11 protein-coding genes are annotated in these 13,294 nt (G+C 68.6%); 7 read left to right on the forward strand and 4 right to left on the reverse strand.

The genetic code is table 11. The annotated features are described in order from the left end of the window. Positions 1-13: 13 nt before the first annotated feature. The gene (locus tag J2X37_RS16090; RefSeq protein ID WP_310023365.1) at positions 14-568 is read right to left on the reverse strand and encodes a F0F1 ATP synthase subunit delta; all 555 of its coding nucleotides are present in this window, start codon (positions 566-568) and stop codon (positions 14-16) included. A gap of 267 nt (positions 569-835) precedes the next feature. Continuing rightward, positions 836-2,461, reverse strand: a complete 1,626-nt coding sequence (locus J2X37_RS16095) for a serine protease (protein WP_310023248.1) — start codon at positions 2,459-2,461, stop codon at positions 836-838. A gap of 104 nt (positions 2,462-2,565) precedes the next feature. On the opposite strand from J2X37_RS16095, the gene J2X37_RS16100 reads away from it, so the two are divergent. Then, positions 2,566-3,627 carry a methylated-DNA--[protein]-cysteine S-methyltransferase gene (locus J2X37_RS16100; protein WP_310023250.1) on the forward strand — a complete coding sequence of 354 codons (1,062 nt, stop codon included), beginning with the start codon at positions 2,566-2,568 and terminating at the stop codon, positions 3,625-3,627. 35 nt (positions 3,628-3,662) lie between these two features. Beyond that, positions 3,663-4,571, forward strand: coding sequence for a type II CAAX endopeptidase family protein (locus tag J2X37_RS16105; protein WP_310023252.1), 909 nt, complete (start codon positions 3,663-3,665; stop codon positions 4,569-4,571). Here the strand turns inward: J2X37_RS16105 and J2X37_RS16110 are convergent. After that, positions 4,556-6,736, reverse strand: coding sequence for a primosomal protein N' (locus tag J2X37_RS16110; protein ID WP_310023253.1), 2,181 nt, complete (start codon positions 6,734-6,736; stop codon positions 4,556-4,558). The two genes, J2X37_RS16105 and J2X37_RS16110, sit on opposite strands and share 16 nt — an antisense overlap. A 72-nt stretch (positions 6,737-6,808) precedes the next feature. Here J2X37_RS16110 and J2X37_RS16115 point away from each other — a divergent pair, with 72 nt between their 5' ends. The 5 genes from J2X37_RS16115 to cysS all read left to right on the forward strand — a co-directional run bounded on the left by J2X37_RS16115 (position 6,809) and on the right by cysS (position 12,354). Next, positions 6,809-7,513 carry a DUF4197 domain-containing protein gene (locus J2X37_RS16115; RefSeq protein WP_310023255.1) on the forward strand — a complete coding sequence of 235 codons (705 nt, stop codon included), beginning with the start codon at positions 6,809-6,811 and terminating at the stop codon, positions 7,511-7,513. Positions 7,514-7,642: 129 nt separating this feature from the next. Beyond that, positions 7,643-8,296 (forward strand): fructose-6-phosphate aldolase, encoded by a 654-nt coding sequence (fsa, locus tag J2X37_RS16120; protein ID WP_310023257.1) that lies wholly within the window; start codon positions 7,643-7,645, stop codon positions 8,294-8,296. A 26-nt stretch (positions 8,297-8,322) separates the two neighbouring features. Further along, the gene (cobT, locus tag J2X37_RS16125) at positions 8,323-10,149 is read left to right on the forward strand and encodes a cobaltochelatase subunit CobT (protein ID WP_310023259.1); all 1,827 of its coding nucleotides are present in this window, start codon (positions 8,323-8,325) and stop codon (positions 10,147-10,149) included. After that, positions 10,146-10,805 (forward strand): nitroreductase, encoded by a 660-nt coding sequence (locus J2X37_RS16130; protein WP_310023261.1) that lies wholly within the window; start codon positions 10,146-10,148, stop codon positions 10,803-10,805. Before cobT ends, J2X37_RS16130 begins: the two co-directional genes overlap by 4 nt. 49 nt (positions 10,806-10,854) lie before the next feature. Then, complete coding sequence (cysS, locus tag J2X37_RS16135) at positions 10,855-12,354, forward strand: cysteine--tRNA ligase (protein ID WP_310023263.1); 1,500 nt, start codon at positions 10,855-10,857, stop codon at positions 12,352-12,354. Here the strand turns inward: cysS and J2X37_RS16140 are convergent. After that, a complete protein-coding gene (locus J2X37_RS16140) occupies positions 12,351-13,262 on the reverse strand; it encodes a YihY/virulence factor BrkB family protein (RefSeq protein WP_310023265.1) in 912 nt (303 codons plus the stop codon). The genes cysS and J2X37_RS16140 overlap by 4 nt on opposite strands. Positions 13,263-13,294 lie beyond the last annotated feature (32 nt).

The raw sequence follows: 13,294 nt of genomic DNA on the forward strand, positions 1-13,294 counted from the left end.
TAGCTTTGGGCCTTCAGCCCTTCATCGCTTGCGCGAGGGAATTGAGACGGGTGCGGATCGAACCGTCGATCTGCTGCGAGCCGATCTTGACGACCAGCCCGCCGAGGATGGCGGGGTCGACGCTCGTGCGGACCTTGACGTCGCGGCCCTGGCGGGCCGTGAGCTTCGCGGTCAGCGCGGCAAGCTGGGTGTCGGTCAGCGCATGGGCGCTGGTGACGTCCGCGGTCACCTCGCCGCGCTGCGCGGCGGCGATGGCGTTGAAGGCGCGGATCACGTCGGGCAGCCTGGCGAGGCGGCGGTTCTGCGCCAGCGTGCCGAGGAACTTGCGGGTGAGGTCGGCGAGGCCGAGGTGGTTCGCCACCGCTTCGATCGCCCGGCCCGAGGTCTGACGCGAGACTTCCGGATCCCTGAGCAGCTGGGCGAGATCCGCTGAAGCCGCGATGGCCTGGCGCAGGCGATCGAGATCGCCTTCCACCGCCGTCACCCGGTTCTGTTCAACCGCGAGGTCGAACAGGGCCGAAGCGTAGCGCCCTGCGAGACTGGCCGTAATGCCGCCGGAAATATCCACGCGCGTCATGTCCCTCTTTGTCGTGTGAAGACCCGATTCGTCCGACCGGTCTTCTCCGTGCCGCCCGACGGGCGACCTTGGATGCGGTCGTGCTAAGGGGTCTCCTTCTCGGCGGCGCGCCTAGCAACGAAAGCGGCAAATGACAACTCCGCCCTTGGCCTAATATCGCCGCAATGACGCAGTGCCGCATTTTCCGGGGCCAAGAGCGTGAAAAACTCGCCGAAAACGGGCACGCCGGCCGCTCCATCCCGGGCGGGACGGCTCCTTTTACTTTTGGGAGGGGGCGACCTTTTTGAGCAGCGAACCGGGTGCGCAGGTGAAAACCAGCCGCTCGTTGGGGAGTTTGGGCAAAAGCTTGCGAATCGCTTCCTGGTCGCTGCCAAGTTGCAGTGCAGCATCGGGCCCGCCATCGCAGGCCGGCGCCTGGTAGTCCGCCCGCGCCTTGCGCACGGCGTCCATGGTCGACAGGTCGACGAGGAAGCGGTCGATCGTCAGCACCCGCCCCTGCGGATCGTAGCGGCGGATCGCAACCGATTGTTCGCCGCCCGCCACTTCGATCCGCGACCAGCTGTTGGCGACCTGCCCGTACTGGGTCTTGCCGTCGACGCAGCCGTCGGGCGACCACGATAGCGGGATCGAACTTGTCGAGGAAACGGTGACGCGGCTGCGGTCGGGCTGGAAGGTGCAGATGAACTGCCCCTTGTCGACCAGCGAATCGGCGGGCCGGCCCGGCACGTCCTCTGCCAGCACCGCGCGCTGGGCGGCGGCGGAGCGTTCCTCGATCTCCGCGACCGACGGGCGGGAGAACCAGGCGGTGAGGATCCCGGCAAAGCACAACAGCGCGAAGATCCCGCTGGCCAGTCCCTGTTCGCGCTGGTCCTTGTCGTAGAAGTGCATCGTGCCGACCGCGCCGAGCACCATCATCACCAGCATCAGTCCGGCGAGACCCACCAGCGTCTCGCGCTGGTCAAGCGCCTCGAGTTCCGCGCGGCGCGAGGCGCGTTCGGCGCGCAGCCGCCGCTCGACCGTGGCGGCCTCGTTGCGGGCCTGCTGGTCCGCGGCATCCTGCAGTCGGCGGGCACGTTCCTCGTCGTCGTAGTCCGACAGGCTTTGGCATGGGGAGGCGTTGAAGCGGGCGTTGACCCCGGCCTTGCGCAGGAACGGGGCCAGCTCGCGCATCGACACCGCGAAGTAGAATTCCGAATCCGACCCGTTGTCGCTGATCGTGCCGAAGCTGTTGACCCCGACCACGCGCCCGCAGGCGTCGAGCAGCGGCCCGCCCGAATTGCCCGCGCCGATCGGCGCGGTGTGGAGCAGAGTGTCGAACTGCGTCGAGCTGCGCCCGCCCGAAACCTGCCCGCGCGACTTGACCGGAGCTTGCGGCGATACGAGACCGTTGAGGCCCTGGCCCAGCGCCTCGTCGACATTGGCCGGATAGCCCACGGCATAGACGTCGGCCCCGTCCTCCACCCGCCCGCTGTACAGGGTCGCGACCGGGAGGCTGGCCTTTTCGGTGAGTTCGATGAGCGCGAGATCGACATCGCTCGAGATCCGGGCGATCCGCGCGAAATAGCCGCTGCGGCCCTGTGCCGGCACGACGCCGAGGCGCAGGCGATCGTCGCTGAGCAGGGGTTCGAGAACGTGGGCATTGGTGACGATCAGCGTGGGCGACACGGCAAAGCCGGTGCCGTGGCCGATGACGTCGTACCCCTCGGCGTCGCGCAGGACGATGACGACGCGCACGACCGAGCGGGCGGCGGCATTGATGTCGGCGCTTTCGGCATGGGCGGGCGCGGGTGCGGCCAGCCGCAGCGCGCACAGTGCGATAAGCGCGCAAAGCAGGATGCGCGTCATGAGGCTGACGAAGCCGGAGCGGGGGAGCGGCGGGGCCATCGAGCGGCTGTTAGCCGATGAATTGCACCAGTGGCAGGGGCGAATTTGCTTTGCCCGCAGGTTTCGGGATGCGCGCCGGGCCGGGGCGGCGCTATGAAGACGGCATGACGCAACACGCACCCACACTCGCGCAAGGCCGGATCGGCGAGGACGAGGCTCTTGCCGCCTTCGCCCGGCGCGACCGCGCTTATGACGGGCGCTTCGTGGTCTGCGTGACGACGACGATGATCTATTGCCGGCCCAGTTGCCCCGCCCGGCGGCCGCGACCGGAGAACGTCTTCATCGCGACCACCAACGACCGTGCCGAGGCTGGCGGCTTCCGGCCCTGCCTGCGGTGCCGGCCGGACGAGGCGGCACGCGATGCGACCGCCGTCGCGAAGGCGGTCGTCCTGCTGAAGGGTGCCGGAGAGCGAGTCGCTCTGGCCGATCTGGCGGCGGCGGTCGGCTATTCGCCCGATCACTTCGCGCGCGTGTTCCGGCGGTCGACCGGGCTCACGCCCGCCTCTTACGGACGCGCGCTGCGGCTGGAACGGGCGCGTGAGGCCCTGGGCGAAGGCGATGTCACCGGAGCGATCGCGCAGGCCGGCTACGGCTCCGCCTCGCGATTCTACGATCAGGCAAGGGGTAAACTGGGCATGACGCCATCGGCATGGGCGAACGGCGGTGCGGGCGTGACGATCCGCTGGGCCAGGGTGACGACGACGCTCGGTCCAATGCTGGTCGCGGCCACCGACAAGGGCATCTGCCGCCTTTCGTTCGGCGAGAACGAGGCGGACTTGCGCGCTCGCTTCCCGAACGCCGAACTGGTCGAGGGAGGAGCGGCCTTTGCCGATCTCCTCGCGCGTGTCGTCAGCGCGGTCGAGGTGCCCGGTTCGGATCACGATCTTCCGCTCGACGTGCGCGGCACCGCCTTCCAGGAGCGCATCTGGGCCGAACTGCGCCGCATTCCGGCGGGCGAAACGCGCAGCTACGCCGAACTGGCGGCGGCAGCGGGCAAGCCGAAGGCGGTGCGCGCAGCAGGCAGCGCGAACGGCGCCAACAGCGTCGCGGTGCTGATCCCGTGCCACCGGGTCGTCCGCTCGGACGGCAGCGTCGGCGGCTATGCCTATGGCGGCGCGATCAAGGCCGAATTGCTGGCGCGGGAGAGGGAAACCGGCGCCCGGTGATCGCCATGCCCCGGACGGCGTGATAGCTACGCGCGATGGAAACATCTGAAACCACCCGGCCTGGCCGAGTCCGTCGCTTCTTCGCCCATCCGCTGGTTCTGCTGCCGATCGGCAGCGCCGTGGTCATGACCGCGTGGATCGGTACGGCGATCCTGGTCCGCATGGCCGGACTTGACGAGGGTGCGCCGGCATTTTTCGGCGGCTTGCTGATCGCGGCCGTGACCATCGCCGCTTATCGCGCCTTCGTGCGCTGGATCGAGCGTGGCGGCGATGGCGATCTGCCGTTCACGCGATCCGCCCCGCGCGAGGCTGCCAAGGGCTTAGGCTATGGCTTCGCGCTGTTCTGCCTTGCCGTCGTTGCCGTGATGGCGCTCGGCGGGCTGCGTATCGAGGGCGGCGCAGGCTCGATCGGCGACCTGTCACGAATGGCGGGGATCGCCATTTTCAGCGGAGTGACCGAGGAGCTGCTCTTTCGCGGCGTGATGTTCCGGTTCATCGAACGCGCGGGGGGATCGATCGCCGCGCTCGTCGTCACCAGCGCGCTTTTCGGCGCGGGGCACATCGTCAATCCCGATGCGAGCTGGGCCGCCGCCGCTGCCATCATGCTGGAGGCGGGGATCATGCTGGGCGCGATCTACATGCTGACCCGCAACTTGTGGACGGCGATCGGGCTGCACGCCGGGTGGAACTTCACGCAGGGATACATCTTTTCGCTGCCGGTCTCGGGCGGGGACGCGCCGCAGGGATTGCTGGTGACGACCCGGTCCGGCCCCGACTTGCTGACCGGCGGCGGCTTCGGGCTGGAAGCGAGCGCAGTGACGGTCGTGGTCGTGACGCTGTTCGGGCTGATCGTCCTGGCGATGGCGGTGCGGCGCGGGCGGCTGGTGCCGATGCGCGGGGCGGGCCGGGCGCAGGCTGCGCTGCCCGATCAGACGAAGCTGTAGGGGTCGATGTCGATCCCCACCCGAACGCCGGGCGCGAATTGCAGCGAGTCGAGCCAGTCGCGGATCGTCTGTTGCAGGGCCGCGCTGCGCCGGGCATTGATCAGCAGCCGGTATCGATAGCGCCCGCGCAGCAGCGACAGCGGGGCCGGCGCGGGGCCGTATACGGCAAGGTCGTCCATGCGCGGCGCGGCGTGGCCGATGATCCGCGCCGCTTCGCGAGCCTCTGCCTCGTCCTCGCTCGACACGATGATCGCGGCCCATCGGCCGAAGGGCGGCGCGCCGGCATGGCGGCGCGCGTCGGTTTCGGCGGCGTAGAACGCGTAGCGATCCCCGGCGGCGAGCGCGGCGATGACCGGCGCGTCGGGGTGCCGGGTCTGGATCAGCACTTCACCCGTCTTGGCGGCGCGGCCCGCCCGCCCGGCGACTTGCGCGATTTGCTGGTAGCTGCGCTCCGCCGCGCGCAGGTCGCCGCCTTCCAGCCCGAGGTCGGCGTCGACAACGCCGACCAGCGTCAGTTCGGGGAAGTGATAGCCCTTGGTGACCAGCTGGGTGCCGACGATCACGTCGATCGCCCCGCTTTCCGCCGCATCGACGAAGGCGGCGATGCGCTCGGGATTGGACAGCGTGTCGCTGGTGACGACGGCGGTGCGCGCTTCGGGGAAGAGCTGCGCCACTTCGTCGGCGATGCGTTCGACGCCCGGTCCGCAGGCGGTGAGGCAGTCCGCCTCGCCGCATTCGGGGCAGGTCTCGGGCGAGGGCACCTCGTGCCCGCAGTGATGGCAGGCCAGCCGCCGCGTCAACCGGTGCTCGACCAGCCAGGCCGAGCAGTTCGGGCACTGGAAGCGATAACCGCAGTTGCGGCACAGCGTGAGGGGCGCATAGCCGCGGCGGTTGAGGAAGAGGAGAGACTGCTCGCCGCGCGCCAGCCGGTCCTCTATCCCGGCGACCAGCGGCGGGGCCAGCCAGCGCCCGCGCGGCGGCACCTGTTCGCGAAGATCGACCACCGCGATGTCGGGCAGCGACGCCGCGCCGAAGCGGCTGGGCAGTTCGACCTTCTCGTAGATCCCCGCCTCTGCCATCTGCAGGCTTTCGAGGGCGGGAGTGGCGCTCGCCAGCACCACCGGCACTTGTTCGAAGCGGGCGCGCATCACGGCCACGTCGCGGGCGTTGTAGCGCACGCCGTCGTCCTGCTTGAAACTGACCTCGTGCGCTTCGTCGACGACGATCAGGCCCAGCCGCGCGAAGGGCAGGAACAGCGCCGAGCGCGCGCCGACGACAACCTGTGCGCCGCGTCCCTGCCGGGAACTGGCGCACACCTGGCGCCAGGCGCGGCGGCGTTCCGAGCTTTTCTGGCTGGAGTGCCAGACCACCGGCGGCACCCCGAAGCGCGCCTCGAACCGCTTCAGGAAGTTTTCGGTGAGCGCGATCTCGGGGAGCAGCACGAGGACCTGCCGCTCATCGCGGATGGCCTGCGCCACGGCTTCGAAATAGGTTTCGGTCTTGCCCGATCCGGTTACGCCGTCGAGCAGGAAGGGCGCGAAGCGGCGCGCCCTTACCGCCTTGACGAAGCGGTCGGCGACGGCCTGCTGTCCTTCGGAAAGGTCGGGCGGCGCGTGTTCGTGATCGGCGGGGGGGTAGGGCCGGTCGATGTCGACCGCCACCGCTTCGATCGCCCCGGCAGTGACCAGCCCGCGCAGCACCCCTTCGGAAACACCGGCCAGTTCGGCCAGTTCGCGGATCGTGCCCTGTTCCCCGTCGAGCGCGGCGATCGCAGCGTCGCGCTGTGGGGTGAGGCGGGGCGGCATCACGCCGGTCAGGCGATATTCGGTCAGCGTTCCCCCGCCGCGCAGCGCCGCTCCCGACGACAGCGCCATGCGGGCGACGCTGGCCAGCGGCGCGCAGTAGTAGTCTGCCGTCCATTCGATCAGCCGTCGCAGCGGGGCGGCCAGCGGCGGCACCGGCAGCACGTCGAGAATCGGCCGCAGCCGTGCGTCCGGAACCTCGGTGCCCGGCAACCGTTCGCTCTCCCAGGCAATGCCCAGCACCTGCCGGGGACCGAGCGGCGCGACGATCACGCTGCCCGGTTCGACCGCAAGGTGTTCGGGCACCCGGTAATCGAGCGGGCCCAGCGCGGCGTTGAGGACGAGGAGTCTGACACGGTTCATGGCGTGGGCCCTATATGGGCAAGGGCCGTGGCTTGCGACACCCCGGCGATCCCGCATCAAGGAGTTGTCGTCATGAATTTGCCCCGCGGAACCCTCGAAACCCCGGCAACCATCAGCAGCCGCCGCGCCTTCCTCGGCGGTATCGGCCTTTCGGCGGCGGCGCTCGCGTTGCCGGGTTGCGCATCCTATGGCGGTTTCAGCTTCGTCGATGCGATCCGGCGACTGCTGACCCTGTCCTCCACGCGCGCCTTCGATCGGCTTTTGGCGGACAACGGCTTCTACGACAGCCAGGTCGGGCGGCTTCAGCTCGACCGGTTTCTCGGCTCGCGCGGCGGCATCCTTGCCTCGATCCTGACCTCGCAGCTGGTCAAGGACCGGCTGTTCCTCGGCCTCGCCGATGTGGCGGCCGAAGGGGCGGAGCGGGCCGCCCCGGTGATCGCCGACACCGTGCGCACGATCGGCATCGCCAACGCCGCCGCGCTCGTCACCGGCAACCCGACGGCGGCGACCAGCTTCCTGCGCTCCAGCATGGGCAATCGCCTGATCGACGTCATGCTGCCCGAAGTCGGCCAGGCCCTGCGCCTTGTCAGCGATCCGGTCGTCGGCCCGGCGCTGTCGGCGCTGACCGGCACCAACCTGTCGAGCTTCGTCACCGGCCTCACCGATGCTGCCGAGGAGACGATCTGGGCCGAGATGGGCAACGAGGAAAGCGCGATCCGCAGCAACCCGCGCAGCACCAACGATCCGCTGCTGATCGGCGTGTTCGGCGCGGTCTGAAACCCAACCGGCGACTGTCGAGGCGCGGCCTGCCCCGTGCGGGGTGGCGCCGCGCGTTCGCTTTCCATATAGCCCCGGCCAGATTCGTTTCTATCTTCGTTTCCATTGCCCTGCCCGGAGCCGTTACCCATGAAATTCTTCGCCGACACCGCCGAGATCGCGGACATCAAGGACCTCGCCGCGACGGGTCTGCTCGATGGCGTGACGACGAACCCGTCGCTGATCGCCAAGTCCGGCCGCGACTTCATGGAAGTGACGAAGGAGATCTGCTCCCTCGTCGACGGCCCGGTCAGCGCCGAAGTCGTCGCTCTCGATCATGCGACGATGATGAAGGAAGCCGAAGTCCTGCGGAAGATCGCCGACAACGTCTGCATCAAGGTGCCGCTTACCATCGACGGGCTGAAGACCTGCAAGGCGCTGACCGGCGAAGGCACCATGGTCAATGTCACCTTGTGCTTCTCGGCCAACCAGGCGCTTCTGGCGGCCAAGGCGGGTGCCACCTTCGTGTCGCCCTTCGTCGGTCGTCACGACGACAACGGCTTCGACGGCATGGATCTCATCCGCGACATCCGCCTGATCTACGACAACTACGCGTTCGAGACCGAGATCCTCGTCGCCTCGGTCCGCCACGCGACCCACGTCCTCGAATCGGCACGGATCGGTGCCGACGTGATGACCGCGCCGCCCGCCGTCATCCGGTCGCTGTTCAAGCATGTCCTCACCGACACGGGGATCGAGGGCTTCCTTGCCGACTGGGCCAAGACCGGCCAGTCCATCCTCTGAGCCTGTAACCCGACGGACGTCACGCCTTGGCCGACCATTCCCCGCTCGATCGCTTCCGCACCGCGCTGACCGTGGCCAGCCGGGCCGTGGCGCGCGACGCGGAGCTGGAGGTGAACTGGACCAGCGAGGCGCCGACCCAGGCGGGCAGCACCGTGCGCGTGCCGATGCCGGGCCGCAAGCTGGAGGCGGGACCGGTCGCCGCCGCGCGCGGCGTTGCCGACAGCTTCGCGCTCAAGAACCGGCATCACGACGCCGCGCTGCACCGCCGGTCGCGCCCGATGGAGCCGATCGCCGGGCAAGTCTTCGACACGCTCGAGCAGGTGCGGTACGAGGCGCTGGGCGCAAACGCGATGGCAGGGACGCGCGCGAACCTCGCGGCCGCGCTCGACCGCCGCATTGCCAGCGACCCGATCCTGCGCGCCGACCGGGCCGAGGACGTGCCGCTCGCAACCGCGCTTGCGCTTCTGGCGCGAGAGGCGCTGACCGGGGAGGCGGTGCCCGACAGCGCCGCCGACGGCCTTGCCCTTCGCCGCGCCGCGATCGAAGGCGCGATCGGTGACGATTTTGCGCAGCTGGCCGAAGTGCTCGATGACCAGCGCCAGTTCTCCGAACGGCTGATGGGACTGCTTCAGCATCTCGAGCTCGTCGCCACCGAGCCCGAGGAAGCCAACGAGGACGACGAGGGCGGCGACGAACCGGAAGGCGACGAAGAGTCCGAGAACGAGGACAAGGAAGAGCACCCGAGCGATTCCGACGCCCGCACACAGGCCAGCCCGACCGACGATGCCGACGGCGAGGGCGAGGACCAGGACGGCGAGGCCGAGGACGAGACCGACGAGAGCGAGGGCGAACCCGGCGAGGGCGAGCCCGACGGCATGCTGCCGACCCGCCCAAACCGTCCGTGGACCGAGCTGCCCGACGATTTCGACTACCGCGCCTTTACCACCGATTTCGACGAGGTCGTCAGCGCACAGGACCTGTGCGACGAGGAGGAGCTGACCCGGCTCCGCACGTATCTCGACGCTCAGTTGAAGGGCCTGCAGGGCGTGGTGACCAAGCTCGCCAACCGTCTGCAGCGGCGGCTGATGGCGCAGCAGAACCGCTCTTGGGATTTCGACCAGGAGGAAGGCCTGCTCGACGCCGCGCGTCTGGCCCGGGTGGTGATCTCGCCCGGCCATTCGCTGTCCTACAAGATCGAGCGCGACCAGGAATTCAAGGACACCGTCGTCACGCTGCTCATCGACAATTCCGGATCGATGCGCGGGCGCCCGATCTCCATCGCCGCGATCAGCGCCGACGTCATGGCCCGCACGCTGGAACGCTGCGGCGTGAAGACCGAGATCCTCGGCTTCACCACCCGCGCGTGGAAGGGCGGACAAAGCCGAGAACAGTGGCTCGCCAGGGGCAAGGCCCCCAATCCGGGCCGGCTCAACGACTTGCGCCACATCGTCTACAAGCAGGCCGACGAGCCGTGGCGCCGCGCGCGCCGCAATCTCGGCCTGATGATGCGCGAAGGTCTGCTCAAGGAAAACATCGACGGAGAGGCGTTGATGTGGGCGCATTCCCGCCTGCTCGCCCGGCCGGAGGATCGCCGCATTCTGATGGTGATTTCGGACGGCGCGCCGGTCGACGATTCGACGCTCAGCGTGAACAACGCGGGCTATCTCGAGCAGCACCTCAGGAAGGTGATCGACTGGATCGAGAAGAAATCGCCGGTTCAGCTCGTCGCCATCGGCATCGGCCACGACGTGACCCGCTACTACAAGCGCGCCGTGACGATCATGGATGCCGAACAGCTGGGCGGCACGATGATCGAGCAGCTCGCCGGACTGTTCGAAGGGGAAGACAAGTGAACGTATCCGAAGCCGTCGCCAATCGCCGTTCGGTTCGCGCCTTCCTCGACAAGCCGGTCGACCTCGACGTGATCCGTCGCATCCTCGACAAGGCGCGCTTCGCCCCGTCGGGCTGTAATTTCCAGCCATGGCGCGGAACGGTCCTGTCGGGTGCGAAGCTGCGCGAAGTGCAGGAAGCGATGGACGCCAGCGCGCCGCAGGACCCGCCCGAATACTCGTGGTCCGACCCGGAGCAGTCGCCAGAGCACCTTGGCCGCCTCCGTCAGCTTGGCGGGATACTCTACGGTTCGATGGGGATCGAGCGGGGCGACAAGGACAAGCGCGACGATTTCGCGCGGCAGAACGTCTTTTCATTCGGCGCGCCGGTCGTGCTGATGGTGCACTTCGAACGCTTCATGGGACCCCCGCAGTGGTCGGACGTGGGCATGTGGCTGCAGACGATCATGCTGCTGTGCCAGGAAGAGGGGCTGGACACCTGCCCGCAGGAATGGATGGCGATGTACGCCCGCCTCATCAAGCAGCACATCGGCGTGTCGGACGAGGAGCAGATCCTGTTCTGCGGCATCGCCATCGGCTACGGCGATCGTTCGGCTTCGGTCAACCGGTTCGACCGGCCGCGCATCGCGCTCGACGATCAGGTCCGCTTCCTCAGCTGACCATTCACGCCGCTTGACCGGCCCGCGCCCGCTGCGGCAAGGCGCGCGGATGACCGAGACCGCCGATCATCCGCTGACCCTGTTCAATTCGCTGACTCGCCGGGCCGAGGCATTCGTCCCGGTCCACGCGGGCGAGGCGCGGGTCTATTCGTGCGGGCCGACGGTCTACAACTACCCCCATATCGGCAACATGCGCGCCTATGTCTTCGCCGACACGCTGGGCCGGGTGCTGACGTGGAAGGGCTACGACCTCAGGCACGTCATCAACATCACCGACGTCGGCCACCTGACCGACGATGCCGACGCGGGCGAGGACAAGATGGAGAAGATGGCGGCGCAAAAGGCGCAATCCATCTGGGATATCGCGCGCCATTACACAGAGGCTTACTGGGCCGACGTAAAGGCGCTGAACATCCGCCAGCCGATGCGCTGGACAATCGCCACCGACTTCATCGACGAGATGATCGCCTTCGCGAAGGAGATTGCGCCGAAGCATTGTTACGAGCTGGACAGCGGGCTCTATTTCGACGTGTCGACGGTGGCCGACTATGGCCGGCTGGCGCGGGCCGTCACCGAGGAGGGCGAGAGCAGGATCGAGGCCGTCGACGGCAAGCGCAATGCCGCCGACTTCGCGATCTGGCGCAAGACGCCGCCGGGCGAGAAGCGCCAGATGGAGTGGGACAGCCCCTGGGGACGCGGCGCGCCGGGCTGGCATCTTGAATGCAGCGTGATGAGCGGCCAGGTGCTCGGCTTCCCCTTCGACATTCACACCGGCGGCATCGACCACCGCGAGATCCACCATCCCAACGAGATCGCCCAGAACCAGGCCCATCTGGAGCATCGGGCGGGCTGCTGCACCGGCGGGCTGGACGCGGCCGAGAACAGCGGCGCGCGCATCTGGATGCACAACAATTTCCTCGTCGAGCGGTCCGGCAAGATGAGCAAGTCGAGCGGCGAGTTCCTGCGCCTGCAACTGCTGATCGACAAGGGGTACCACCCGCTCGCCTACCGCATGCTCTGCCTGCAGGCGCATTACCGGAGCGAGCTGGAGTTCAGCTGGGATGGCCTCGGCGCGGCGCTGGTAAGGTTGAAGCGGCTGCTCGGCGCGGCGCGGGGCCTGCTGGACCTCGTCACCGACGGCGCGACGCGGGATTCGGTGCGCAAGACGGTGACGCATCCGAAGCTGACGCCGCTGATCGACCGGTTCGATGCCGCGCTGTCCGACGATCTCAACACGGCGGTGGCGCTGACCGTGCTCGAAGAGGCGGCGGCGATGAAGAAGGTGGACGCCGAGCAGAAGGCCTCTCTCGTCGGCGCCATGCTTTCGGCGCTCGGCCTCCCGCTGCTGCCGCGTGAGGAATTGCGGATCCGGCCAAGGGATGCGGCGGTCGACGAGGCCTGGATCGACGCCGCGATGGAGCGTCGCAAGGCGGCGCGGGCGAACAAGGATTTCACCGCCTCCGACGCGATCCGGGACGAGATGGCATCGATGGGCGTCGAGGTGATGGATGGCGATCCGCTCGGCTGGGAGTGGCGGTTGGGCGGCTAGTCGCGCGGGGGTCGCGCCTTTTCGATCAGCGCCGCCTCGCATTCCGCGCCGAGCAGGATGACGTAGCTGGTCAGCCACATCCAGGTCAGCAGCACGACGACCCCGCCGAGCGCGCCGTAAGTCGCGTTGTAATTGCCGAAGTTGGCGACATAGACGCCGAACAGGAAGGTAAGCGCGGCCACGATCACCGCTGCCAGCAGCGAGCCTGGGGTGAGCCAGCGCAGCGATGGCTGCGCGCAGGCCGGGGCGAAGTGGTAGAGCATGGCCACTGCCGCCGACAGGACCGCCATCAGCCCGAGCGAGGTCGCGAGCTGCGCCGCACCGGACAGCAGAACCGCGCCGGGCGCGACCGCGGCCTGCAATGCGCCGAAGGCGGCAATCCCCGCAAACAGCAGCGCGGCCGCCAGCGCACCGCCCAGCGTGATGCCCAGCGCGGCAAGGTTGCGATGCACGAACCCGCGCCCTTCCGGGCAGCCGAAGGCGATGTTGAGGGCGGTCAGCATCGACCCCGCCCCGTTGCGCGCACCGAACAACGCCAGTGCCAGGGCGGCGACCAGGGCCAGGCCGGTCCGGGCGCCGCGCCCCGCCACCACCGCCTCGATCTGGCCGCGCACGATCTCTGCAGCAGACGGCGGCAGGGCTTGCGACAGACGGGCCATGTGGCCCGCTACCGTGGCCGGATCGGCGAAGAAGCCGTAGAGCATGATCACCGACGCCAGCAGCGGCACCATCGCGAGGAACAGGTAGAAGGCGACGCCCGCCGCGATAAGCCCCATGTTGTGATCGCCTGCCCGCGCCCAGCCGCGCCGTGCGGTATCGAGCCAGGCGCGGGGCGAAAGGGTGAACGGCGAGGGGACGTGCGGCCCGTTATGAGGGGCGCGGGGTGTGTCGTTGCTGATGACGTCCATGCCTGAAGAAGACGTGCGCGCCTGTTCTGTTC

It is taken from the genome of Croceicoccus sp. BE223 (assembly GCF_031457155.1).
Lineage (GTDB): Bacteria > Pseudomonadota > Alphaproteobacteria > Sphingomonadales > Sphingomonadaceae > Croceicoccus.